General features: G+C 65.7%; 22 protein-coding genes. 14 read left to right on the top strand and 8 right to left on the bottom strand.

Annotated features, from left to right (window positions below):
* Window positions 1-224: 224 nt before the first annotated feature.
* Window positions 225-1,127 (bottom strand): LysR family transcriptional regulator, encoded by a 903-nt coding sequence (locus MFF62_RS30450; RefSeq protein ID WP_238267845.1) that lies wholly within the window; start codon window positions 1,125-1,127, stop codon window positions 225-227.
* Window positions 1,128-1,298: 171 nt separating this feature from the next.
* On the opposite strand from MFF62_RS30450, the gene MFF62_RS30445 reads away from it, so the two are divergent.
* Window positions 1,299-2,096: an enoyl-CoA hydratase/isomerase family protein gene (locus MFF62_RS30445; RefSeq protein WP_238267843.1), complete on the top strand. Its 798-nt coding sequence runs from the start codon at window positions 1,299-1,301 to the stop codon at window positions 2,094-2,096.
* 14 nt (window positions 2,097-2,110) lie between these two features.
* On the opposite strand, the gene MFF62_RS30440 is transcribed toward MFF62_RS30445, so the two are convergent.
* Entirely contained in the window at window positions 2,111-3,106 is a 996-nt protein-coding gene (locus MFF62_RS30440) for a tripartite tricarboxylate transporter substrate binding protein (protein ID WP_238267841.1), read from the bottom strand.
* Entirely contained in the window at window positions 3,103-4,632 is a 1,530-nt protein-coding gene (locus tag MFF62_RS30435) for a class I adenylate-forming enzyme family protein (RefSeq protein WP_238267840.1), read from the bottom strand. Before MFF62_RS30435 ends, MFF62_RS30440 begins: the two co-directional genes overlap by 4 nt.
* Window positions 4,633-4,846: 214 nt before the next feature.
* Here MFF62_RS30435 and MFF62_RS30430 point away from each other — a divergent pair, with 214 nt between their 5' ends.
* From MFF62_RS30430 to MFF62_RS30400, 7 genes are read left to right on the top strand one after another with little or no spacing between them, the layout of a single operon-like run.
* The gene (locus MFF62_RS30430; RefSeq protein ID WP_238267838.1) at window positions 4,847-6,040 is read left to right on the top strand and encodes an acyl-CoA dehydrogenase family protein; all 1,194 of its coding nucleotides are present in this window, start codon (window positions 4,847-4,849) and stop codon (window positions 6,038-6,040) included.
* 18 nt (window positions 6,041-6,058) lie between these two features.
* The gene (locus MFF62_RS30425) at window positions 6,059-7,165 is read left to right on the top strand and encodes an acyl-CoA dehydrogenase family protein (protein WP_238267835.1); all 1,107 of its coding nucleotides are present in this window, start codon (window positions 6,059-6,061) and stop codon (window positions 7,163-7,165) included.
* 27 nt (window positions 7,166-7,192) lie between these two features.
* Window positions 7,193-8,359 carry a thiolase domain-containing protein gene (locus MFF62_RS30420; RefSeq protein ID WP_238267833.1) on the top strand — a complete coding sequence of 389 codons (1,167 nt, stop codon included), beginning with the start codon at window positions 7,193-7,195 and terminating at the stop codon, window positions 8,357-8,359.
* A 38-nt stretch (window positions 8,360-8,397) separates the two neighbouring features.
* Complete coding sequence (locus tag MFF62_RS30415; RefSeq protein ID WP_238267831.1) at window positions 8,398-8,796, top strand: Zn-ribbon domain-containing OB-fold protein; 399 nt, start codon at window positions 8,398-8,400, stop codon at window positions 8,794-8,796.
* Between the two features lie 13 nt (window positions 8,797-8,809).
* Window positions 8,810-9,703 (top strand): MaoC family dehydratase, encoded by an 894-nt coding sequence (locus MFF62_RS30410; RefSeq protein WP_238267826.1) that lies wholly within the window; start codon window positions 8,810-8,812, stop codon window positions 9,701-9,703.
* Between the two features lie 10 nt (window positions 9,704-9,713).
* Window positions 9,714-11,021 carry a CaiB/BaiF CoA transferase family protein gene (locus MFF62_RS30405; protein ID WP_404990865.1) on the top strand — a complete coding sequence of 436 codons (1,308 nt, stop codon included), beginning with the start codon at window positions 9,714-9,716 and terminating at the stop codon, window positions 11,019-11,021.
* A gap of 17 nt (window positions 11,022-11,038) precedes the next feature.
* Window positions 11,039-11,707, top strand: coding sequence for an AraC family transcriptional regulator (locus MFF62_RS30400; protein WP_238267824.1), 669 nt, complete (start codon window positions 11,039-11,041; stop codon window positions 11,705-11,707).
* Here MFF62_RS30400 and MFF62_RS30395 read toward each other — a convergent pair.
* Window positions 11,596-12,522, bottom strand: a complete 927-nt coding sequence (locus MFF62_RS30395; protein ID WP_238267822.1) for a LysR family transcriptional regulator — start codon at window positions 12,520-12,522, stop codon at window positions 11,596-11,598. The genes MFF62_RS30400 and MFF62_RS30395 overlap by 112 nt on opposite strands.
* 176 nt (window positions 12,523-12,698) lie before the next feature.
* Here MFF62_RS30395 and MFF62_RS30390 point away from each other — a divergent pair, with 176 nt between their 5' ends.
* The 4 genes from MFF62_RS30390 to MFF62_RS30375 all read left to right on the top strand — a co-directional run bounded on the left by MFF62_RS30390 (window position 12,699) and on the right by MFF62_RS30375 (window position 17,391).
* Window positions 12,699-13,793: a hypothetical protein gene (locus MFF62_RS30390; protein ID WP_238267820.1), complete on the top strand. Its 1,095-nt coding sequence runs from the start codon at window positions 12,699-12,701 to the stop codon at window positions 13,791-13,793.
* Window positions 13,794-13,798: 5 nt separating this feature from the next.
* Window positions 13,799-14,962, top strand: a complete 1,164-nt coding sequence (locus tag MFF62_RS30385) for a BamA/TamA family outer membrane protein (RefSeq protein WP_238267818.1) — start codon at window positions 13,799-13,801, stop codon at window positions 14,960-14,962.
* Between the two features lie 62 nt (window positions 14,963-15,024).
* On the top strand, window positions 15,025-15,606 hold the full coding sequence (locus tag MFF62_RS30380) for a J domain-containing protein (protein WP_238267816.1): 582 nt from the start codon (window positions 15,025-15,027) through the stop codon (window positions 15,604-15,606).
* An 84-nt stretch (window positions 15,607-15,690) separates the two neighbouring features.
* Complete coding sequence (locus MFF62_RS30375; RefSeq protein ID WP_238267812.1) at window positions 15,691-17,391, top strand: serine hydrolase; 1,701 nt, start codon at window positions 15,691-15,693, stop codon at window positions 17,389-17,391.
* Here the strand turns inward: MFF62_RS30375 and MFF62_RS30370 are convergent.
* Together MFF62_RS30370 and MFF62_RS30365 are read right to left on the bottom strand one after the other, a co-directional pair.
* Window positions 17,388-17,591, bottom strand: a complete 204-nt coding sequence (locus tag MFF62_RS30370; RefSeq protein ID WP_238267810.1) for a hypothetical protein — start codon at window positions 17,589-17,591, stop codon at window positions 17,388-17,390. The two genes, MFF62_RS30375 and MFF62_RS30370, sit on opposite strands and share 4 nt — an antisense overlap.
* A gap of 147 nt (window positions 17,592-17,738) precedes the next feature.
* Window positions 17,739-18,599 carry a LysR family transcriptional regulator gene (locus tag MFF62_RS30365; RefSeq protein WP_238267808.1) on the bottom strand — a complete coding sequence of 287 codons (861 nt, stop codon included), beginning with the start codon at window positions 18,597-18,599 and terminating at the stop codon, window positions 17,739-17,741.
* An 82-nt stretch (window positions 18,600-18,681) separates the two neighbouring features.
* Here MFF62_RS30365 and MFF62_RS30360 point away from each other — a divergent pair, with 82 nt between their 5' ends.
* Window positions 18,682-19,626 carry a DMT family transporter gene (locus MFF62_RS30360; protein WP_238267806.1) on the top strand — a complete coding sequence of 315 codons (945 nt, stop codon included), beginning with the start codon at window positions 18,682-18,684 and terminating at the stop codon, window positions 19,624-19,626.
* A gap of 49 nt (window positions 19,627-19,675) precedes the next feature.
* Here MFF62_RS30360 and MFF62_RS30355 read toward each other — a convergent pair whose 3' ends face one another.
* Window positions 19,676-20,188, bottom strand: coding sequence for a nucleoside deaminase (locus MFF62_RS30355; RefSeq protein ID WP_238267805.1), 513 nt, complete (start codon window positions 20,186-20,188; stop codon window positions 19,676-19,678).
* 24 nt (window positions 20,189-20,212) lie between these two features.
* Window positions 20,213-21,592, bottom strand: a complete 1,380-nt coding sequence (locus tag MFF62_RS30350; protein ID WP_238267804.1) for a nucleobase:cation symporter-2 family protein — start codon at window positions 21,590-21,592, stop codon at window positions 20,213-20,215.
* A 124-nt stretch (window positions 21,593-21,716) separates the two neighbouring features.
* Between MFF62_RS30350 and MFF62_RS30345 the strand changes: the two genes are divergently transcribed.
* Complete coding sequence (locus tag MFF62_RS30345) at window positions 21,717-22,643, top strand: LysR family transcriptional regulator (RefSeq protein ID WP_238267803.1); 927 nt, start codon at window positions 21,717-21,719, stop codon at window positions 22,641-22,643.
* Window positions 22,644-22,783: the final 140 nt, after the last annotated feature.

Here is a 22,783-nt window from a genome sequence, read left to right as displayed (position 1 = left end):
GCGATCAGATCTTCGGGAATGGTCGGCAGCTCACGATCGGCGGCCTGGCTCGTCTTGGTTCTACGTGGCATGACATGCTCCTTGGCGACATGTTATGCCCTAAACACAAAATTTCTGACGGGCCCCTATGTTTCCCCCACCTATTTGTTTTCTCCCCTCTCCCGCAAGGCGGGAGAGGGGAGAAAACACAGAGAAGGGGAGCAACCGCAAAACCAAAAACAACCTCACCCCGGATTCCCTACCCCATCTTCCACCAGCAAATCCACCAGCTTCCGCGCAAACACCGGTAGCGCATCCAGATCCGCCACGCAGATCTGCAGCTTGCGTTCGGCCCAGTCGTCCTCGATCCGCACGATATTGAGTGCCATGGTCTGCGCATGCCGGCGGGCGGTGCTCTCGGGCAGCACGCCAATACCAACGTTGGCTTCGATCATGCGGCCGGCCGTTTCGAAATTGCTGACCTGGATACGCCAGTGCAGCGTGCGCTGCAGGTCGGCGGCCGCGCGTTTCAGGAAGTTGTGGATCGCGCTTTCCTCGGGCAGCCCGATGAAATCGTAGTCGAGCGTTTCCACAAAGCGCACGCGCTTGCGCTGCGCCAGCGGGTGGCTTAGCGCGGTGGCCAGCACCAGGCGGTCATGCCGGTACGGCATCACCTCCAGCCCTTCCATGTTCACGCCGCTGGCGGCAATACCGATGTCGACCATGCCTTCCTGCACGGCCCGGACGATGTCCGGACTGAGCCGCTCGCGGATGTCGACGGTCACGTCGGGGTGATTGACCAGATAGGTGCGCAATACGCCGGGCAGGAATTCGCTCATGGCGGTAGTGTTGGCAAACACGCGCACGTGACCCTTGATGCCCGATGCGTATTCCTGCAGATCACCGCTCAATTGCTCGATCTGGCGCAGCACCCGGCGCGCGTGGGCCAGCAGCGTCTCGCCGGCGGGGGTGACCTTGACGCCCTGGCTGCTGCGGCTCAGCAACTTGACGCCCACCTGCTCTTCCAGGTTCTTGATCCGCGTGCTGGCTGCCGGCAGCGACAGGTGGCAACGTTCTGCACCGCGGGTCAGGCTGCTGGCTTCCGCGATATGCGTGAACAGGTTCAGATCGACCAGGTCGAAGCGCATGACGTTGTCTCCAGGGTAGTCGGCGATTATCCCCCGATCGTCGCCATTTTTTCCATTCTCGCAATTACGGGGGGTCTTCAGTGCAGGCGAATGCCGGATTCAAAACATGCAAATAGCCGTGTGGCCGCGCATCGGTCAAGCTGCGTCATCGATCCCGCATGGAGACCCCGGATGTCCGACGAAAACACGCTGCTCGTGGCAGTGACCGATGGAATTGCCACGCTGACGCTGAACCGTCCGCAACAGAAGAACGCGCTGAACATGCCGATGCGCGACGCCTTGCGCGAGGCCGTGCAGCAGATTCGCGCCGAACGCACCGTGCGCGCCGTGGTGCTGCGCGGCGCCGGCACCGACTTCTGCTCGGGCGGCGATATCCGCGCGATGAACGTCACCGACGCCGCCGCCGGACGCAACCGCATGGACGACATGCACGGCTGGATCGCCCTGCTGGCGGACCTCGACCGCCCCGTGGTGGCCGCCGTCGATGGCGTGGCGTACGGCGCCGGCTTCAGCCTGGCGCTGCTGGCCGATTTCATCGTGGCCACGCCGCGCGCCCGGTTCTGCATGCCGTTCATGAAGGTGGGCCTAGTACCCGATTGCGGCGCGCTCTACACGTTGCCGCGCGTGGTGGGCATGGCCCGCGCCCGCGAACTGGTGTTCAGCGCACGCGAGATCGGCGCGGAAGAGGCGCGGCAGATCGGCGCCGTCTTCGAGATCGTGCCGCAGGACCAGCTTCACGCCCGTGCCGACCAGTTGGCGCGCGGCCTGGCTGGCGCCTCGCCGGTGGCGTTCGGGCTGGCCAAGCGTGCGCTGAACCAGTCGACGGGTAGCGACATGCGCGCGATGCTGGAGCTGGAATCGCTGGGCCAGGGCATTGCCTTCAGCACCGACTACCATCACGAGGCCGTGCGCCGGTTCAAGGCAAAAGAGCCACCGTTATTCCAGTGGCCCGCCCTTCCCTCTGACTGACGCAGCCCCGACGATCAGCCGGCAGTGATGCCGGCCGTCTGGATCACCTTGCGCCACTTCGCGATCTCGCTGTGCAGACGCTGGCGCATCTGATCCTGCGTGCCGGCATCGGCCTCGGCGCCGGCCTGCAGCAGCTTCTGCTTCACGCCCGGATCGTTCATGGCGACGTTGAAGTCGGCATTGATCTTGTCGAGCACCGCCTTGGGCGTCTGCGCCGGTGCGAACAGGGCCGCCCACGAATAGGCTTCGTAGCCGGGCAGGCCCGACTCGGCAACGGTCGGCACGTCGGGCAGCATGCCCGAGCGCTTGCGGCTGGCCACGCCCAGCACCTTGATGCGGCCCGACTTGATGTGCTGCAGGGCAGTGGGCGCGTCGCTGAACATCAGTTGCACCTGCCCGCCCAGCAGGTCGTTCATGGCCGGGCCGCTGCCCTTGTAGGGAATGTGCTGCAGCTTCGTGCCCGCTTCCATGTTGAACAGCTCGCCGGCCAGGTGCGTGCCGCCCCCATTGCCGGACGACCCATAGGCCAGCGTGTGGCCGCCCTTGGCGTAGGCAATCAATTCCTTGATGTTGTTGGCGGGCACCGACGGATGCGCCACCACGAACACCGGGAACATGGCCGCGAAGCTGACCGGCGCGAAGTCCTTCTCGATGTCGTAGGGCAGCTTGCCCATCAGCGTCGGGTTGACCGCATGGTGGATCGACCCCAGGAAGAGCGTGTAGCCGTCGGGCACTTCCTTGGCCGCGATGGCGGCGCCAATCGTGCCGCCCGCGCCCGCGCGGTTGTCGATCACGAGCGGCTGCTTCCAGATCTCGCCAAGCCGCTGGCTGAAGATGCGCGCGGTGCTGTCCACCGGACCGCCAGGCGGAAACGGCACGATCAGGCGCACCGGCTTGGTCGGCCACGCCTCCGAGGCAAACGACGGGAACGGGTGTGCCACGGCGCCAAGCAGGCCGGCGGCCAGTAGGCGCCGGCGCATCTTGGAAGGCAAGGCAGGATTGCGGGTCATGCTGGGTCTCCTTGGGTCGACATCGAACCGGCCTGCTCCTGCAGCACGCGCTTGAGGATCTTGCCGTTGTTGTTGGTGGGCAGTTCGGGCAGCGCCACGATGCGCGCGGGCCGCTTGTACGGTGCCAGGCGGCTGCGCAGGTGGTCGCGCAGCGCGGCGGGTTCGAGCGCGGCGCCAGGCCGCAGCTCCACGAAGGCGACGATTTCCTCGTTGCCGTCGCCTTCAGCGAGTCCGACCACGGCGGAGCGCTGGATACTCGGATGCGTGTTCAGCGCGGTCTCGACTTCGGCCGGATAGACGTTGAAGCCCGAGCGGATGATCATTTCCTTCAGCCGGCCCACCACGAACAGCGCGCCGTCGGCGTGCATCTCGCCCAGGTCGCCACTGGCGTACCAGCCGCCGTCGCGCATCACGGCGGCGGTGGCGGCGGCGTCACGGAAGTAGCCCGGCATCAGCCCCCTGCCACGCAGCCACAGCTCGCCGCGCTCACCCAGCGGCAAAGGCTGGCCGGTGACAGCATCGGTCACCTGCACCTCGGCTTCCGCCACGGCGTAGCCGGCGCTGGTATCGGGCCGCTGTTCGCCAAGCCGGGTCACGTGGACTGATCCCGCGTATTCCGACAAGCCGTAGCCGTGGTGCAGCGCCAGCCCGAACATGGACTCCACGCGCGTCTTCAGTGACAGGTCGAGCGGCCCGGCTCCCGTGTAGAGATAGCGCAGCGCCGGAGCCACTGGCCTGGCAATGCCCTGCTCCTGCAGGTAGGCCAGCAGCCGCGAGAACAGCGTGGGCGGCCCCTGCAGCTGCGACACGCCGTGGTGGGCCAGCGCATCGAGCAGGTCGGCGGGGTCGAATTGCGGGCGCATCACCAGTTGCGCGCCGGCCAGCAGCGAGCTGATCAGCACGGTGCCCAGGCCGAAGATGTGGGTCATCGGCACGAACGCGTAGCTGCGATCCGCCGGCCCCAGCGCGCGGGCGTCGCGGGTGACACGCCCAAAGTGGATCAGTGCATCGTGCGTGAGCATCACGCCCTTGGGCTCGCCGGTGGTGCCCGACGTGAAGATCAGCGCGGCCACCTGGTCGCGCAGCGGTTGTGGCTCGGGCATCGCATCGGCGCGCACGGCAGCACGATGCATGCCGTGCAGCGCGGACGGCCCGGCGCCAAAGCGCCGCGCGTGTTCGGCGGCGGCCCGCGACGCGGCGGCCGTGAAGTACACCACGCGGGCGTCGGCGCGTGCCGCGAAGCCGTCGATCTCGCCGGTGGCCATGCGGGCATTGACGCCGCACGACCACGCGCCCACCCGGCTGCAGGCCAGGATCAGCGCGGCGTGCTCGGGGCAGTTTTCGGCCACCACCATCACGCGGTCGCCGGGCCGCACGGCCAGCGCGCGTAGTTCCGCCTCGGCCGTATCCGTCAGCGCGCCCAGATCGGCAAAGCTCAGGCTGCGGCCGTCCGGCAGGTGGATAAAAGGTTGATCCGGTGCTTCGGTCAACCAATGGTCAAGCAACTGATGAATCCGGGTAGCCACGCTTGCCGTCCTTTTGCAAATGCCGGGAAGAAAGTCAGCGCAGCATGACCGCAAAGGATGGGCGGCGCCATTCGTAAATCACAAGGGGCGGCTTCGATGCCCTGAAACCGCACCGCCGCATGCATTCAGCGATCCGGAAGGCCGGATTCGGCAAAGTCGAACCAGCGTGACGCGCACGCCCATAGAATCGTTTGCAACGACCGGAGACAGATTCATGGACCTGCGTTTCACAAGAGAAGAAGAAGCCTTCCGCGAAGAAGTGGCCGCCTTTGTCCGGCAGAACCTGCCTGACGACATCCGCGACAAGGTGCTGGGCCATCGCCGCGTGGAAAAGGACGACCACGTACGCTGGCATCGCATCCTGCACGCCCACGGCTGGGGTGCGCCGACGTGGCCCGTGGAATGGGGCGGCACAGGCTGGAGCGCGCTGCAGCGCCTGATCTTCGAGATCGAGACCTTCCGCGCCGGCGCGCCGCGCATGCTGCCTTTCGGCCTGACCATGATCGGCCCCGTGCTGATGAAGTACGCCAGCCGCGAGCACCAGCAGCGCTTTCTGCCGCGCATTCCCGGCGTGGAAGACTTCTGGTGCCAGGGTTATTCGGAACCGGGCTCGGGCTCCGACCTGGCATCGCTGCGGACCCGCGCGGTGCGCAGCGGCAACAAGTACATCGTCAACGGCCAGAAGACCTGGACGACGATGGCGCATTTTGCCGACTGGATCTTCTGCCTCGTGCGCACCGACCCCGAGGCCAAGGCGCAGGAAGGCATCTCGATGCTGCTGATCGACATGAAGTCGCCCGGCGTGACGGTACGCCCGATCAAGACGCTCGACGGCGGCCACGATGTCAACGAGACCTGGTTCGAGGACGTCGAGGTGCCGGTGGAAAACCTGCTCGGCGAAGAAAACCGAGGTTGGACCTACGCCAAGTACCTGCTGGGCCACGAGCGCACCGGCATCGCCGGTATCGGCCATTGCCATCGCGAACTGCGCCAATTGCGCCACTACGCCGCCGAGACCACCGACGGCCGTGGCCGCCCGCTGATCGACGACGTGCGCATGCGCGACAAGATCGCCCGCCTGGAAATGGACCTGCTGGCGCTGGAAATGCTGTTGCTGCGCGTGGCCACCCAGGCCGCCGGCACGCCGGGACCCGAGGCGTCGATCGTCAAGATTCGCGGTTCGGAACTGCAGCAGGACATCGCCATGCTGCAGATGGAAGTGGCCGGGCCGCACGGCTGGCCCTATTCGCCCGACTGGCTGCAGCCCGGCGCGCCGCAGCCCACGAGCGGGCCGGACTGGGCCGCGTCGGCGGCATCCACCTACTACGACATGCGCAAGACCACGATTTATGGCGGTTCCACCGAAGTCCAGAAGAACATCATCTCCAAGATGATCATCGGCTTCTAACGCACAGGGACGACTGGCATGGATTTCACCTACAGCGAAGAACAGCAGATGCTGGCCGACAGCCTGCGCCGCTTTGTCGCCACCGCATACACGTTCGAGCACCGCCGCCGCAACGCGCGCGAGCAAGGCAGCTTCGACCGCGCCACATGGCGCCAACTGGCCGAGATGGGCGTACTCGGCCTGACGGTGCCGTCCGACCATGGCGGCTTTGGCGAAGGCCCGGCCACCCAGGTGGTGGTGCAGCGCGAACTCGGGCGCGGGCTGGTGCAGGAACCGGTGATTCCCGGCGTGGCCGCGACAGCCATCCTGGCGCACCATGCCCCGGCCACGCTGCAGGCCGAATGGCTGCCGGCCATTGCCGAAGGTAGCAAGGTGCTGGCACTGGCCTACGTGGAGCCGGCCAGCCGGTATCGCCTGGATGCCGATGGCACCGAGGCCCGCAAGCGCGAGCCGAACGGCTACGTGCTGCGCGGCACCAAATCGGTGGTCTGGCACGGCGACGCCGCCGACGCGTACCTGGTGTCGGCCCGGCTCGATGGCGCGCTGGCGCTGTTCCTGGTCAACCGCGACGCCCCGGGCCTGACCGTGACAGGCTATCCGACCATGGACCGCCTGGCGGGCGCCGACCTCACGCTGGCCGACGTGCCCGCTACGCTGGTCACCGCCAACGGGCTGGCCGCGCTCGAATTGGGCATCGACCACGCCATCGCCGCGCAATGCGCAGCGGCGGCCGGGGCGATGGAGCGGCTGATCGAGATCACCTCGGAATACCTGGCCACGCGCAAGCAGTTCGGCAAACCGCTGGCATCGTTCCAGGCCCTGCAGCACCGCATGGCCGACATGGTGCTGCAGAAGGAGCTGGCGCTGTCGATGGCCTACGTGGCCGCGCAGGGACTGGACGCCGCCGACGCGGACGAACGCCGGCGCAAGGTGTCGGCGGCCAAGGTGGTCACCGCCCGGGCGGCGCGCTTCGTGGGCCAGCAGGCGGTGCAACTGCACGGCGGCATGGGCATGACCGACGAACTCGAAGTGGGCGATTATTTCAAGGCACTGACCATGGTCGATGTACTGCTGGGCGACACCGACCTGCACATGGAACGCTACACCGCCGCCATGGCGGCCTGACAAGAACACACGACGGAAGAAACACCGATGACCATCAATAGCAAGGCATACATCGTCGGGGCCTACGAGCACCCGACCCGCAAGGCACCGGACAAGACGGTGGCCCAGCTTCACGCCGAAGCCGCACGCGGCGCGCTGGAAGACGCCGGCCTGACGCTGGCCGACGTGGACGGCTACTTCTGCGCCGGCGACGCGCCCGGCCTGGGCATGGTCAACATGGTCGACTACCTGGGCCTGAACGTGCGCCATGTGGACTCCAGCGAGATGGGCGGATCGTCCTATATCGCGCACGTCTCGCACGCCGCGCAGGCCATCGCCGCCGGCAAGTGCAACGTGGCGCTGATCACGCTGGCCGGGCGTCCGCGGTCCGAGGGGTCCAGCGGCACGCAAGCGCGCAACTGGGGGACTAACCTGCCGGACCAGCCGTTCGAGGCGCCTTTCAACCCGGTTACCGTGAACCTGTACGCGATGGTCGCCCAGCGCCATATGTACGAGTTCGGCACCACGCCCGAGCAGCTTGCCTGGATCAAGGTGGCCGCCTCGCACCACGCACAGCACAACCCCAACGCGATGCTGCGCGAGGTAGTGACGGTGGAGGATGTACTCAATTCGCCGATGATCTCCGACCCGCTGCATCGCCTGGATTGCTGCGTGGTATCCGACGGCGGCGGCGCGCTGATCGTGGCGCGCCCCGAGATCGCCGCCAAGCTGAACCGGCCGAAGATCAAGGTGCTTGGCGCGGGCGAGCACGTCAAGGGCCTGCTGGGCGGACAGGTAGACCTGTCGTGGTCCGCCGCACGCGTGTCGGGCGCGGCTGCGTTCGCGGAAGCGCGCGTCACGCCATCCGACATCCAGTACGCGTCGATCTATGACAGCTTCACGATCACGGTGCTGATGCAGCTTGAAGACCTGGGCTTCTGCAAGAAGGGCGAAGGCGGCAAGTTCGTGATGGACGGCAACCTGATTTCCGGCGTGGGCAAGCTGCCCGTCAACACCGATGGCGGCGGGCTCTGCAACAACCACCCGGCCAACCGCGGCGGCATCACCAAGGTGATCGAAGCTGTGCGCCAGCTGCGTGGCGAAGCCCATCCGGCCGTACAGGTCAAGGATTGCCGGCTGGCGCTGGCGCAAGGCACGGGCGGCTACATGGGATCGCGCCATGGCTCCGCCACGCTGATCCTCGAACGCGAATAAGCGAACCCGCGAACAAGCAAGACATTGCGAGGCTGACGATGACTACCCCCTACGTTCCCACCGCCTACAAGGCGCCCGATGAACTGCCCGACAACGCGGCATTCTGGCAGGCCGCGCGCGAAGGCAAGCTGCTGGTGCGCCACTGCAATTCATGCGGCAAACCCCACTGGTATCCACGCACGCTGTGCCCGTTCTGCATGGGCGACACCGACTGGAAGACCGCCAGCGGCCTGGGCGAGATCTACTCGTTCAGCATCACGCGCCGCGCCGGCCCCAACCCGTTCTGCATCGCCTACGTGCGGCTGGACGAAGGCGTGACGATGCTCACGCATATCGTCGACACCGACCTGGACAGCGTACGGATCGGCCAGCGCGTAAAGGTGCGCTTTGCCGACACCGAGGGCGGCGCGCCTGTGCCCGTCTTCGCCCCGGCCTGACGCGAGCCGCCGCATGCCGATCAGCCATACGCACCTGCGCAACCGCGCATTCGCCCCCGTGCGCCAGCACTACACGCTGCGCGACACCATGCTGTACGCGCTGAGCCTGGGGCTTGGCAATGACCCGATGGATACGGCGGCGCTGCCGTTCGTCTATGAAGGCACGCCGGGCGGGCTGCGCGCGCTGCCGTCGCAGGCCGTGGTCCTGGGCTATCCGGGATTCTGGGCGCGCGAGCCCGACAACGGTATCGACTGGGTCAAGCTGTTGCACGGCGAGCAGCGGCTGCGCCTGCACCGGCCGCTGCCCGCCGATGCCGAGGTGGTGGGCCACAACCGCATCACCCACCTGACCGACAAGGGCGCAGGCAAGGGCGCGATCATGGTCACCGAGCGGCGCCTGGAAACCGTGGCCGGCGAACTGCTGGCCACCATCCAGCAGGTGTCGTTCCTGCGTGGCGATGGCGGCTACAGCCAGTTCGACGGCGGCCAGCCCAGCGACGAGCCATTGCCCGCGCTGCGCCCGACGCCCGAGTATCGCCCGCCCGATTTCGTCGACACGCAGCCGACGCGTCCCGAAGCCGCGCTGCTGTACCGGCTGATGGGCGACTTCAATCCGCTGCATGCCGATCCGGCCGTGGCGCAGGCTGCCGGCTTCGAACGGCCCATCCTGCATGGGCTGGCCAGCTACGGGCTGGTGGCGCACGCGCTGCTACGGCAGTGCGCCGGCCGCGATCCCGCACGGCTGCGCGCGTTCGATATCCGCTTTGCCGCGCCCGTGTTCCCCGGAGAAACGCTGGTCACCGAGATCTGGCGCGATCCGCTACACCCCGGACAGTTCCAGTTGCGCGCCAGGGTTCTGGAACGCGACAAGGTCGTGCTCAGCCATGGCTGGGCCGAGATTGCCTGAGCCACCGCACATGACCGCCTCTACCGAATCCATGCACGCCGAATCCAACCATGGCCTGCCGCTGCCGTCGCGGCAGACCGGCGCCCTGAGCCATATCCGCGTGCTCGATCTCTCGCGGGTGCTGGCCGGCCCGTGGTGCACGCAGAACCTGGCCGACATGGGCGCCGACGTCATCAAGATCGAGAAGCCCGGCACCGGCGACGACACGCGCCACTGGGGGCCGCCGTACCTGGACGGCGACGATGGCCCCACGCGGCAGGCCAGCTACTTCGCGGCCTGCAACCGCAACAAGCGCTCGATGACCGTGGACATCGCCACGCCCGAGGGCCAGCGGCTGGTGCGCGAACTGGTGGCCCGCAGCGACGTGGTCATCGAGAACTACAAGACCGGCGACCTCAAGCGCTATGGGCTCGACCCCGAGTCGTTGTGCGCGCTGAATCCGCGCCTGGTCTACTGTTCGATCACCGGCTTTGGCCAGACCGGCCCCTACGCCGCACGGCCCGGCTACGACCTGCTGGTGCAGGCCATGAGCGGGCTGATGAGCATCACCGGCCAGCCCGATGGCGAACCCGGCGGCGGGCCGCTGCGCGTGGGCGTGGCGGTGATCGACGTCTTCACGGGCATGTACGCCACCACGGCCATCCTGGGCGCGCTGGAGGCACGCCACTATACCGGGCGCGGCCAGCGCATCGACATTGCACTGCTGGACGTGGCCATGGCGGTACTGGCCAACCAGGGGTCCGGCTACCTGAACGCCGGCGTCGTGCCGACGCGCCAAGGCAACGTCCACCCAAGCGTGGTGCCGTACCAGGATTTTCCGACGCAGGACGGAAATATGCTGCTGGCGATCGGCAACGACGGACAGTTCGCGCGGTTCTGCGAAGTGGCCGACGTGGACTGGGCGAGCGACGAGCGCTACACCACGAACAGCGCCCGCGTGACCCATCGCGAGACGCTGATTCCGATGATGTGCGAAGTCACGCGCCGCCGGCCCATGCAAGAGTGGATCGGGCTGCTGGAAGCCGCGTCGGTGCCCTGCGGGCCGATCAACAATATCGGGCAGGCGTTTGCCGACGAACACGTGCAACATCGCGGGCTGCGTGTCGAGCAGTTCCGCTATGGCGAAGCGGACCGCCCCGAATCGGACACCGTGAACCGCATCTGCTCCACGGCCAGCCCGCTGCGGTTGTCCGAGACGCCGCCGACGCTACGCCACGCGCCGCCCGCGCTGGGCCAGCATACCGACGAGGTGCTGCGCGATTGCCTGGGGCTGGGGCTGCAAGAGGTGGCGGACCTGCGCGCCCGGGGCGTCCTGTAACCGGCCGCGCCGCCAGCATGCGGTTCGGCATCGAATCGTCCGCGCATCTGCACCTGACGCGGCTGACGCCGGCTTTCCGCATGGCGGTCACGGCCACGCGCGGCACTGCGCTGATGCGGCGCGACGGCTTCGAGCGCCTGCTGGCGCCCGGCGTTGCCAGCATCGTCGAGCCGTTCCAGTCGTTCGAGCTGCTGATCGCGGGCAGCGTGCCGCAGCCGGCCGGATGCCGCATCACCATGGCATCCACCGTTGAGCCCTTCGTCGGCCAAGGGCTCTCCCGCGATCTGTCGCGGCGCATCTTCCTGCAGCCCGGCCAGCCATGGTGCGCGGATTTCGCGGCGCAGCTGCTGGAAACTTCGCCCGCCTCGATCCGCCGCAGCCTGTTCGCCGAGGGCGCCGCGCTGGGCGACCTGTGCCGCACGCAGCGGCTGATGCGGCTGCTGTTCGACGCGCCGGATACGCGTGCGGGCCTGGCATCGCTGAAACGCAGCGTCGGCTGGCCTGCCACCCATGACCTGGAAGCGTCGTTCCACGACCGGTTTGGCACCACGCTCGACCTGTTCCAGGCGGTGACCTACGCCGACGGCAATATAGGTGGCGAAACAAGCGACGCCACCGTGCCCGCTTCGGCCACGAAATCGATAAACCGGCGTACGCGCACCGGGATGTGCGTGCGATGGGGGTAATACATATAGAGGCCGACGTTGACGCTGTCGAACCGGCGCAAGATTGGCACCAGTCGGCCCGAGGCCACGTCGTCGCGCACCAGGAACATCGATAGCTGGCCGATGCCCATGCCGGCACGCACGGCCGCGATTTCCGTCTGCACATCGTTGAAGGTGGCCACGGCGGGCACGTCCTGGAAGACCAGGTCGCCGTCGATATCGAGCTCCCACGGCACCAGCCGCCCGGTCACCGGCCGCCGAAAGCCGGTGCAGGCGTGTTTCAGCAGTTCGTCCAGCGTGCGCGGTTCGCCATGCTGCGCCAGGTAGGCGGGCGACGCGCAGATCACCATCGGCAGGTCGCACAGGCGGCGGGCCACCAGGTTCTGGCCGGGGCTGGTACCGGACCGGAAGCCGATATCGATGCGCGATTCGACCAGGTCGGTAAAGAGATCGCTGAGTTGCAGGTCGAACGTGATGCCCGGGTACCGGGCGCGGAACATCGCCATCAGCGGCACCAGCACATGGGTGCCCACCGACGGCGGCGCGGTGAGGCGGATCAGGCCGTCGTCCTCGCTGCGGGCGCTGCGCACCTGCGACAGCGCCTCGTCAAGCTGACGCAGCCCGGGATCGGCCAGCTCGAACAGGCGCGCCCCTTCATCGGTCAGGCTCAGCTTGCGCGTGGTCCGATGCAGCAGGCGCACACCCAGGTCTTCTTCCAGCGTGCGCACCGCCTTGCTGACGGCCTGCGGCGTGACGCCCGCCTCCACGGCGGCGCGGGCAAAACTCCGGGCGCGCACCACGCCCAGAAACAGTGTCAAGACGCGAGCCCTGTCCATGATCGCTGCGGTCGATTCACAACCGTGAGTTGGCAATGCCGCAAGAATACCCGAGCCGCGCGCCGTTCGATTGCTGGATTCTCCTAACTACGCCTACGAAAACATTCACTTCGGCGGGGGCGGGCAATCGGGGAACATCGGCCCATCCGGAACGAGTCCCAGGACAGCACCGCACCATGTCCGTACGTGGCAGCCCGCGCGGCACGACCGTCTTCCGCCCGACCGTGCAACCCCGTCGACGCTGTCGGCTGGCCTGCCTGGCGGTGGCGCTATGTGCACTCGCCCTGCCCGGCGCCGCCAGCGCCTGGACGGCGGGCGGCGGCGGCGGTGCAGCGGCCGCCACTGCGTCGCCCGATACGCAGTCGGGTCCGTACCGGGGCAAGGTCGGCCCGGTGGGCTCGTCAGAGCCGGCGCCCGCCGAGCCGCCGCTGTGGGACCGCGCCCTGCCATTCTTCGCACAGCGCGTGATCGACAAGGGCTACAACCTGCCCAACCCGTACGACATTGGCTACTCGTACTTCAATGGCTATCAGCGCTTCCAGCTCAGCAACCTGCAGGTTTCGGCCGGCAGCAGTCCGCTGCGTCCGGCCGATTTCGTGCAATTCCAGCAATCGCGCATTCATAACGTATCGAACCAGGTGCAATTTGGCGCGTGGCTGTTTCCGTTCATGAATGTGTACGGCATCGTCGGCAATGTGGAAGGCAGCGGCTCGATCGATATCAGTTTCTCGTCGCGCACCGACCTGGAGCGCTTTTTCGGCATCAATATCGGCTGCGGCGGACGGCGACCAGGCCCCGATTGCAGCCAGCCGATCAAGCTGCCGACCCAGCACGCCAACTACAGCGGCCACACCTACGGCGGCGGCTTCACGCTGGTGGGCACCTACAAGGACTTGTTCTTCGCGTTGCCGGTGACCTACACGGTGTCCGACATCACCATGTCCGACTCGCCGATCAAGTCGATCAACATCGGCCCACGCGTGGGCTGGAATTTCCGGCTCGGCCACGGCCTGGGCCTGCTGACCCCGTTTGTGGGCGCCACCTATTTCCACACACGCGCCACCATCACGGGCCACTTCGACGTGCCCGTGCCCGAGTCGGACAACCAGACCGCACGCCTGAACTACCAGATCGCCGAGCATGTGACCGGGTACTGGAGCGGCTCTTTCGGGGCCAGCTGGACGATCAACCGCAGCCTCGGCCTGCTGCTGGAGATCGGCTACGGCTATAACCGCAACAATGTCATCGCCACCGGGTTCTTCCGGTTCTGACGACCATGCGCGCCGTGCCCATCCTGCTGCTTGCCACCTGCGCCGCGTGCACCGCCAGCGCCGTGGCCCAGACGCCAGAGCCCCAACCCGAGCCCACGCCCGAACACGTGAGCTGGATCGACAAGATCCTGAACAAGCTCGGCGCGTCGAAGGAGGTGGACGTCAGCCACGGCATCGACTGGGGCGTGCTGCCGGGCCCGTTCTACAACCCCGAGATGGGGCTTGGCGTCGGCGCGGCTGCCATCGGGCTCTACAAGCCGAAGAACGCCGAAAAGGACACGCAGCTCTCCACGCTGAACCTGCACGGCTTTCTGACGACCACGGGCGCGGTGGGCATTGGCGTGGACAACAACACGTTCTTTGCCGACGACAGCTACCGCTTCGTCTTCAGCGGCGCGCTGATCAACATGCCTACCGCCTACTGGGGCATCGGCTACGACAACGCCATCAACAGCGCCAACAAGGAGGACTACACGCGGCGCGGCGTGTTGGTGCAGCCGCGCGTCATGATGCGCGTGCGGCCCAACATCTACATGGGCGGCGGCTACGACTTCGAATACGACGACGCCGCGCAACTGCAGCGCGGCGCCAATAGCGCGCTGGCCACCGATCCGCACGGCACGCGCGTGCTCAGCAGCGGCCTGACCGCGCATTTCTCGTACGACACGCGCGACTTCATTCCCAACCCGTACAAGGGCCAGGCGCTGCTGGTCAATGGCACGGTCTACCGGCGGGCCATCGGCAGCGACACCGACTTCGAATCGCTGGAGATCATCTACGACAAGTATTTCCGCATGCGCGACCGCGACGTGCTGGCCTTCGACATCTACGGCAAGTTCAACTGGGGCGACGTGCCCTGGAGCATGATGTCCAAGCTCGGCGACAACCGGCGCATGCGCGGCTATTTCATGGGCCAGTACCGCGACAAGGCCGTGATGACCGCGCAGGTGGAATACCGCTGGCATATCGCTGGGCGCCAGGGCATGGTGTTCTGGGCCGGCACCGGGGCCATTGCCGGCAACCCCGGTGCGCTGACTTCGGCACACTGGCTGCCCAATGCCGGCGTGGGCTATCGGTTCGAATTCAAGCCGCGCGTCAACGTGCGGTTCGACGTAGGCGTCGGCAGCAACACCAAGGGGGTCTACTTCCAGATCAACGAGGCATTCTGACCGTTTCGGGCCAGAGGGCCGTGCTAGCATGAACGCCTTCACCCGCCGCCCGCGCCGCTGCCATGACCACGCTTTACGCGACACTGGACGTCACGTCCGATGCCACCCTGGACGAAATCAAGCGCGCCTACCGCCGCGCCGCCATGAAGTGGCATCCTGACCGCAATCCGGGGCGCGAAGCCGAGGCCCATGCGGCCTTCCAGCAGATTCGCGACGCCTATTCGATCCTGTCCGATGCCGAGCAGCGCCGCGTCTACGACGACGTCTTCGAACGCGAAATGCGCCGCTGGGAAGCCGAGCACGCTGCAGAGGAAGCGCAGGAGCGCCAGGCACAGGAAGAAGCCCGGCGCGCGGCGCAGGAACACTACGAGAAAATGGTCGCTATCGCCATGCGCTTCGCCGACGACGGCCACGGCCGCGACGTACTGTTCGGCGTGCTGCTCGGCCGCGACTGCGAACCCGACCTGGCCGGCCGCATCGCGGACAGCGTCTGGGCGCTACAGCAATCGCGCAACGCGACCGCTCAGGCCGAGACGGCATCCACAGCAGAGCCAACCCAGGCGGCCGGATCGGACACGCCCCGCACGGACAAGCCTGGGAGCGCGTTCGAGACGTTCTGGCATGGGTTGTTTGGGTTCAGGTAGGGACTACCGACGCTGCAGGCAGCGGCATCCAGCATATTTGGTACATTTGGCACCCACCAGAGCTCCTCCGAGAGGAACCCCGACATGCTGGAAGACTTTGATGACCTCGTCGAAGCGTCAATGGCTGAATGGCAAGTCCCGGGCCTCGCTCTGGCCTTGATCAAGGACCACGAGACGATTCTGCTGAAAGGCTACGGCGTTCGCGACATCGCATCGCGCTTGCCGGTCACCGCCAATACGCAATTCCTGCTGTGCTCGATCACGAAGTCCTTCACTGCGGCGGGGCTGGGACTTCTGGTCGACGAAGGGAAACTTGACTGGACGAGGCCCGTACGCGAGTACATCCCGGAGTTCCGGTTGTACGATCCGGTGGCGACGGAACGCGTGACCGTGCGCGACCTGCTCTGCCACCATAGCGGACTGCCCCGGCACGACTGGATCCACTCGCCAGGCGACCTTTCCACGGCGCAAATTCTTGCAGCCCTCCGGCATCTGGAACCTAACCACGATGTTCGCGACACCTATCAATATCAGAATCTTGCTTACCTGGTGGCCGGACACATCGCGGAACGTATTTCGGGCATGGCCTGGGATGCGTTTCTGTCCGAGCGACTGCTGCGCCCAATGGGCTTCCAGAATTTCAGCCTGTCTATCGAAGCGCTCGCAGGCACGGCCGACCATGCGCATCCACACATCGAGGACGAAGGGGAAACCCGGCGCGCAAGCCTGACGCCTATACGCGCTCTGCCCGCCGGTGGCTTGAATGCCTCGGTCTCGGACATTGCCAGGTGGATGCACTGCCTGTCGAACAACGGGACGATCAACGGCAAGCAGATTCTGGCAGCGGACATCATCCGGCAGATGACCACTCCGCGCGTGCATGCTGGCCGCTCAGCGTTAGAGGAGATTGGCGAGACTCACTATGGATTGGGATTGGCGACCGAGCACTACCGTGGCGAGCGAAAGGTCTCTCATTCCGGATCGTGGGTGGGTTGGGGAACATTGATGACCATGCTTCCCGAGCGCCGCATCGGCGTTGCCGTCCTGACCAATCATGCGCCCAGTGCGGTGACCGAGTTGCTGACCTATGTCGCGCTCGACAGATTGTGCGGCCATGAGCCGATCGACTGGTTTGGCCGTTTCAGCGAAATGCGCCGGAAAGTCGTCGCTCAGCGGAGCATCGACAAAGCCGAAAGCAGTAAAGGACGCCGCACGGAGACGAAGCCCAGCCACGCCCTGCACGAGTACGCTGGTGCATACAGCCACCCTGCCTACGGTTGCATGATCATCACGCATGAAGGTGACGAACTGGCGTGGCAATGGCGCGGCATGTCAGGCCGGCTTGAGCACCACCACTATGATGTATTCATGACCCCGCGCAAGCCGTCGGAGATTCATCCCGACGAGCTTCTCATGACATTCGGCTACAACCGCGAAGGCGTTATCGCCAGGCTTTCCGCGCCGCTTGAGCCTATGGTCGCCGATATCGTTTTTCATCGCGTGCCCGCTGGCGACGTCATGGACCCAGGCTTTCGCGCCCGCTGTGCGGGGACTTATTCGCACGGATCCCAGCAAATTCATGTCACTCTGGATGCGGCCGGCGGCTTGACACTGCAAATCGGCGCACAACAGATCTATCGGTTGATTCCGCTCGACGGCAGGACATTCGAGCTTGGGAAGCTCGCGGGCTATCGCGTGGAATTCCGCGCATCACCAGGAGAGGTGGCAGACGGGATTGTTTTCCACCAGCCAAACGGGACGTTCCTCGCCTTGCGTGCCGACTAACCCTGCGACCTGCCGTCGTCAGCACTGACCAAGTCTTCTGAATGGATCGTGATTGCCAAGCTCGGGGATGGCAAGCCCTCCGGCTTGATCGGTGCGGACAGGCCGCCTTCGGCACGATGCGCCAGCAAGGCCAGCAACTCCGGGCGCAGTCCGTCGCCGCGTTGTTCCACGAGCGTGTGCAGGGCGAGAAGCGGCAGCATGATGAACCTCCTGGCGCAGTCGAAAGCCAGTTCACATCGCGCTGATGCGGTCTGACTGTTGATGTCACCAAGGTAGAAGCGTCCGCCAACCGTTGCGCGCTGGATCAGGACATATGCTTCTCGATCTACCGTCCCGCCCAAGCGCCCTCACCCCTGGCGCAGCGTCCTGACCAGCACGTTGTACAAGCCGTCCACGGCTTTGGAACCCTGCGAGTCCCGGCTGCGATACACCGCGACTTCCATCGGCGCCATCGGCCCCAGTCCTTCCTCTCGGCCCAGGATCTGCAAACGCGACGGGGCACTGCACAAGGTGAGCGCTGCGATTGCAAGGCCGCTCTCTACGGCTGCGATCTGGCCTTCCAGGCTGGAGCTGTGATACACCACGCGATAGCGACGCCCCTGTTGCGCCAGGGTGTGAATCGCGTGACGCCGCGCCAGGCTGGCGTCTTCGTAGACGGCGATGGGCAGCGGATCACGTCGCCACAGTTCGAATTGCGGCGAGCCGACCCACACCATCGGCTCATGGAACAGTAGGCTGCCGCGCCGCGCATGGTCGCGAGAGACCAGGGCCAGATCGAGTTCGCCGCTGGTGACGCGCGGAATCAGCGAAGTGGACTGCTCGCAATCCAGCTCGATCTCCACGCCGCTATGCCGGGGTCCGAAACGCTTGAGCACCGGCGTCAGGTACTTCGCCGCATAGTCGTCGGGCACGCCAAGCCGCACACGCCCCGTCAGCGTCTCTTCGCCGAAGGCGCCCTGCACCTCGTCCTGCAGGTCGAGCATGCGCCGGGCGTATCCCAGCAACGTCTGGCCATCGGCGCTGAGTTCCACGCGTCGGGCACCACGTACCAGTAGCTGGCGACCCAGTGCGTCCTCCAGCTTCCTGATCTGCATGCTGACGGCCGACTGGGAACGGTGAACCTCCGTCGTGGCGCCGGAAAGGGTGCCCGCGTCGACCACGGCCACAAAGCACTTGAGCCAGTCCAGTTGCAGATCCTTCGGCGTCATCAGCACTCCTTTTCGTTTTTCGAATGGCTTGTGTTCGAATTATGCGCTTTTCGCGCAGTCAGCGTGTACCCATACTGCCGCCATGACCAGCGATACCCAACACACCGCAAGCAGCGCCGCCCTCGCGTCGGCCCGTGCGGGCAAAAGCAAGACCGACAGTGGATTGGTCCCCTTTCTGGCCGGGAATGCCGTGCTTGGCACCATCGGCGTCTTTGCGCACGAGGCAGGCACCGCGCCGATGACCCTGACGTGGTTCCGATGCGCGTTCGGGCTGCTCGGCATCACGCTCTGGCTGCGTTACCGGCGGCAGCTCCCGGCACTGCTGCTTACGCGGTCGACGGCATCGTATGTGATGCTGGCCGGCTCGTTGATGGTGATCTCGTGGGGCCTGTTTTTCTCCGCCATCACGCGCATTCCGACCGGCATCGCGGTGGTCCTGTTCCAGATCCAGCCACTGTGGGTGTTGCTGCTCGCCGCCGTCTTTCTCAAGGAGGCCATTCGTCGCCGACGAGTGGTGTCAGTGTCGATCGCCATGGTCGGCCTGGTGCTGGCTACCGGGGTGCTGGAGCGATTCATGATGCCGGCGGCCGGCGTGGCGCAGGCGGCCGACTATTGGTGGGGCGTGGCGGCATGCCTGGTCGGTGCATTGGTCACGGCGTGCGTCACCATCATTGCCCGGCGCCTGAAGGGGATGCCGCAGGGCGTACTGGCGTGGTGGCAATGCGCGCTCGGCACACTGCTGCTGTGGGTATGGCCCATGCAGCACGGCTGGCCGCAACTGGGCGTTTCGTGGCTGTGGCTGGCGGGCCTGGGTCTGATCCACACCGGCCTGGCCTATACGCTGTTATACCAGGGCATGGGGCGCTTGCCGGCCGGACGCATCGCCGTGCTCCAGTATGTCTACCCGGCCGTCGCCATCGTGGTCGACTGGCTCTACTTCGGCCATGCACTGAGCCCACTCCAGCTGGCCGGCATCCTGTTCATGGCGATGGCGATCTGGATCGCAGAGCGCGACCGCGGAATTTGACAAGAAGCCGGCGGCAAGCCCGAGGCGTTGCAGCCGGCAGGATAAAACGCTACTTCCAGAAACCCGCGTGCGGGCGAGCGGCTTCATCCTCCAGCATCGGGCCTGCCACTTTTACCTTGCGCTGGCCGCGCTCGAACACTTCCCGGCAGGGCAGCGAGAACGTCGGGTTCTCGGGGTGATCGCCCGTGAGACCCAGCAGGGAATGCTCCGACAAGGCATAGACCACGCGGCCGATCCCGGTCCAGTAGATGGCGCCCGCGCACATGCAGCACGGTTCCGCGCTGGTATATAGCGTGCATCGGGCAAGTTGCTCCGGCGTCAGAATGCGCGCGGCAGCGGCGGCGGCCGCCAGTTCGGCGTGCTGAGTCGGGTCGCCTTCGGGCGGCATCGAGTTATTGCCGGCGGCCGCGATGATGTTGCCGTTCTCGTCGGCAACCAGCGCCGCGAACGGATGGCGGCCACGCTGCCTGGAATCGTATGAATCGGCAATCGACCGGCGCAGCAGGTCCAGGTCCAGCGCGGTCACATCTTCGGGCGTTGCTTCGTTCATCAAGGTTGTCATGCGATATCTCCAATGGGTATGTGTTCAGGCTCGCTTCTCGGCGTCGATGGACGCAGTCGCAAGTACGGATAATTCGGCGGCGTCGTCTTGCTGCTCCGCTTCGGGCCGCGACGTTCCGTTGAGCAGCACGTTGAGCACGATTGCGGTGATGCCACCCAGAAAGATGCCACTCTCCAGCACCAGTTTCAGGGTGCCGCTGAAGTGCTCGAACAGCGTCGGAAACGACATCGGCAACACGCCGATGCTGACCGATACGGCGACGACAACGGCATTGCGCGTGCCGTCAAATTTCACGCGGGACAGTTCCTGGATGCCGGCCACCGTCGTCATGCCGAACATCACGACCGCACAGCCGCCCAGCACGGGCCGTGGCACGGAGGCAATCAATGCGCCCAGCTTGGGGAACAGACCCATCAGCACCATGATGACGCCGGCCGTTGCCACCACGTAGCGGCTTTTTACGCTGGACAGCGCGATCAGCCCCGTGTTCTGGGTGAATGCGTTGTACGGAAAGCTGTTGAAGATGCCGCCGAGCACGGTAGACAGCCCATCCGCGCGGAAGGCATTGCCCAGGGTCTGCTGGTTCGAAGGCTTTCCGACGATCTGGCCGATGGCCAGGCAGTTTCCCGTGGTCTCGGCCATGATGACCAGCATGGCCAGCACCATTACCAGTGCCGGTGCGACCTGGAACTGCGGCAGGCCGAATGCGAACGGTGGGCTGATCTCGAACCACGCGGCACTCGCCACATGGGAGAAATCGGTGAGTCCGAACGCCATGGCGATGGCCGTTCCCGCCACGAGGCCAAGCAGCACCGACAGGTTTGCGACAAAACCCCGGAACCGCGCATAGATCAGTAACGTGATGGCAATCGTGGCGGTACCCAGCAGCAGGTTCGGCAGACTGCCGAAATCGGACGCGCCCGGGTTGCCGCCGCCAAGCCAGATCGCCGCCGCCGGCATCAACGACACGCCAATGATCGTGATCAGGCTGCCGATAACCACCGGCGGAAAGAACCGCAGCAGGCGGCTGAAGATCGGGGCCAGCACGATGGTGGCGGCGCCTGCGGCAATGACCGCCCCGAAGACGGTCGGCAGCCCGTACTGCTTGCCGATCATGATCATCGGCGCCAGGGCGATAAAGGAGCAGCCCTGGATCATCGGCAGCCGGGCGCCGAACTTCCAGATGCCGAGGCACTGGATGATGGTGGCAACGCCCGAAGTCAACAGGTTGGCGTTGATCAGCGTGACGACCTGCGACGAGGACAAGCCCAGCGCGCTGCCCAGAATCAGCGGTACGGCCACCGCCCCGGCGTACATCACCAGCACATGCTGCAAGCCGTAGCTCGCCAACTGCCTGACCGGCAACACCTCGTCCACCGGGTGCACCACCTTCACCTTGCTCATGGGTTGTCTCCTCTTCTGACAAAGGCGCGACACCCCCGGGTCTCTATTGCCTGTGAGTGCATCGCTGCGGCATCATCCATCGAAGACCGCCGCCAAAACAAATCAGGAGCCATCGATTTTTTCGATGGGACAAGCCATGCGCTTTTCGCTGGAGCAGATTCAGGTATTTATCCTCGTCGTGGAGACCGGATCGTTTTCGGCAGCGGCCCGCCGGCTGGGAAAGACGCAGTCGACGGTCAGCAGTGCCATCGGCAACCTTGAAATCGACCTCGGCGTGTCGCTGTTCGACCGGACGAGCAAGATCCCCACCGTGACCGAGGCGGGACGGACGCTGATGGCGGAAGCCCAGGCCGTGCTGGAGCGCTGCAGGTCGCTGGAGGCCCATGCGGCAAGCCTGGCGGACGCAAACCCGGCCGACCTGACGCTGGCGATCGAGATCCCGTACAACACGGTCATGCCGGTGCTGATCGATTTCGAGCGGGAATTTCCCTACGTCGACCTGACCATCCGGAACCCTGTCTATGGCGATGTCAGTGACCTGGTGCTCAAGGGCGAGGCGGAACTCGGCATCGCGTTTGCACAGCCCGACTATCCCCCCGAGCTGGATTTCGTGCAGCTTGGCAAGCTGATCATGGTGCATGTCACGCACCCCTCGCATCCGCTCGCGTCGCTGGAAAGCGTGTCATTCGCTGACCTGCATGCCTATCGGCGCCTGGCGTTCAGCGCGCACGCCAACAAGCTGCCGACGACCGAGTACCTGCGCGCGGCGCGCACATGGCAGGCGGAAAGCTATCTGGCCCTGATGGAGATGGTCGGCAGCGGACTTGGCTGGGCGACCCTGCCCCGGCAGTTGATCCGTAACGAGTTGGACAAGGGCGAACTAGTCGAACTTCAGTTGACCGCGTATCCGCACACTGACTGGCTTGTCGGCGTGGATCTGGTTTGGCGGAAATCGGCCAGTCGCGGGCGCGCGGATCGATGGCTGCACCAGCGGCTGCAGCAGCACATGGTGTTCGAAGTGGGCAGAGGCGGACAGCGGACCACGCGCTAGCCCGGCCGGGCATCGGGGGCCCGTCAGAAATTTTGTGTTTAGGGCATAACATGTCGCCAAGGAGCATGTCATGCCACGTAGAACCAAGACGAGCCAGGCCGCCGATCGTGAGCTGCCGACCATTCCCGAAGATCTGATCG

The sequence above is a fragment of the Cupriavidus pauculus genome (genome assembly GCF_022179805.1).
In the GTDB taxonomy this organism is placed as follows: domain Bacteria; phylum Pseudomonadota; class Gammaproteobacteria; order Burkholderiales; family Burkholderiaceae; genus Cupriavidus; species Cupriavidus pauculus_E.
Note: the sequence above shows the minus strand (reverse complement) of the source record. Positions and strands in the feature narration are given on the sequence as shown.

Excerpts from the sequence above, each read along its gene's own strand:
- MFF62_RS30450 (WP_238267845.1), bottom strand. The coding sequence starts at position 1,127 with ATGCGCTTCGACCTGGTCGATCTGAACCTGTTCACGCATATCGCGGAA.
- MFF62_RS30445 (WP_238267843.1), top strand. The coding sequence starts at position 1,299 with ATGTCCGACGAAAACACGCTGCTCGTGGCAGTGACCGATGGAATTGCC.
- MFF62_RS30440 (WP_238267841.1), bottom strand. The coding sequence starts at position 3,106 with ATGACCCGCAATCCTGCCTTGCCTTCCAAGATGCGCCGGCGCCTACTG.
- MFF62_RS30430 (WP_238267838.1), top strand. The coding sequence starts at position 4,847 with ATGGACCTGCGTTTCACAAGAGAAGAAGAAGCCTTCCGCGAAGAAGTG.
- MFF62_RS30425 (WP_238267835.1), top strand. The coding sequence starts at position 6,059 with ATGGATTTCACCTACAGCGAAGAACAGCAGATGCTGGCCGACAGCCTG.
- MFF62_RS30420 (WP_238267833.1), top strand. The coding sequence starts at position 7,193 with ATGACCATCAATAGCAAGGCATACATCGTCGGGGCCTACGAGCACCCG.
- MFF62_RS30415 (WP_238267831.1), top strand. The coding sequence starts at position 8,398 with ATGACTACCCCCTACGTTCCCACCGCCTACAAGGCGCCCGATGAACTG.
- MFF62_RS30410 (WP_238267826.1), top strand. The coding sequence starts at position 8,810 with ATGCCGATCAGCCATACGCACCTGCGCAACCGCGCATTCGCCCCCGTG.
- MFF62_RS30405 (WP_404990865.1), top strand. The coding sequence starts at position 9,714 with ATGACCGCCTCTACCGAATCCATGCACGCCGAATCCAACCATGGCCTG.
- MFF62_RS30400 (WP_238267824.1), top strand. The coding sequence starts at position 11,039 with ATGCGGTTCGGCATCGAATCGTCCGCGCATCTGCACCTGACGCGGCTG.
- MFF62_RS30395 (WP_238267822.1), bottom strand. The coding sequence starts at position 12,522 with ATGGACAGGGCTCGCGTCTTGACACTGTTTCTGGGCGTGGTGCGCGCC.
- MFF62_RS30390 (WP_238267820.1), top strand. The coding sequence starts at position 12,699 with ATGTCCGTACGTGGCAGCCCGCGCGGCACGACCGTCTTCCGCCCGACC.
- MFF62_RS30385 (WP_238267818.1), top strand. The coding sequence starts at position 13,799 with ATGCGCGCCGTGCCCATCCTGCTGCTTGCCACCTGCGCCGCGTGCACC.
- MFF62_RS30380 (WP_238267816.1), top strand. The coding sequence starts at position 15,025 with ATGACCACGCTTTACGCGACACTGGACGTCACGTCCGATGCCACCCTG.
- MFF62_RS30375 (WP_238267812.1), top strand. The coding sequence starts at position 15,691 with ATGCTGGAAGACTTTGATGACCTCGTCGAAGCGTCAATGGCTGAATGG.
- MFF62_RS30370 (WP_238267810.1), bottom strand. The coding sequence starts at position 17,591 with ATGCTGCCGCTTCTCGCCCTGCACACGCTCGTGGAACAACGCGGCGAC.
- MFF62_RS30365 (WP_238267808.1), bottom strand. The coding sequence starts at position 18,599 with ATGACGCCGAAGGATCTGCAACTGGACTGGCTCAAGTGCTTTGTGGCC.
- MFF62_RS30360 (WP_238267806.1), top strand. The coding sequence starts at position 18,682 with ATGACCAGCGATACCCAACACACCGCAAGCAGCGCCGCCCTCGCGTCG.
- MFF62_RS30355 (WP_238267805.1), bottom strand. The coding sequence starts at position 20,188 with ATGACAACCTTGATGAACGAAGCAACGCCCGAAGATGTGACCGCGCTG.
- MFF62_RS30350 (WP_238267804.1), bottom strand. The coding sequence starts at position 21,592 with ATGAGCAAGGTGAAGGTGGTGCACCCGGTGGACGAGGTGTTGCCGGTC.
- MFF62_RS30345 (WP_238267803.1), top strand. The coding sequence starts at position 21,717 with ATGGGACAAGCCATGCGCTTTTCGCTGGAGCAGATTCAGGTATTTATC.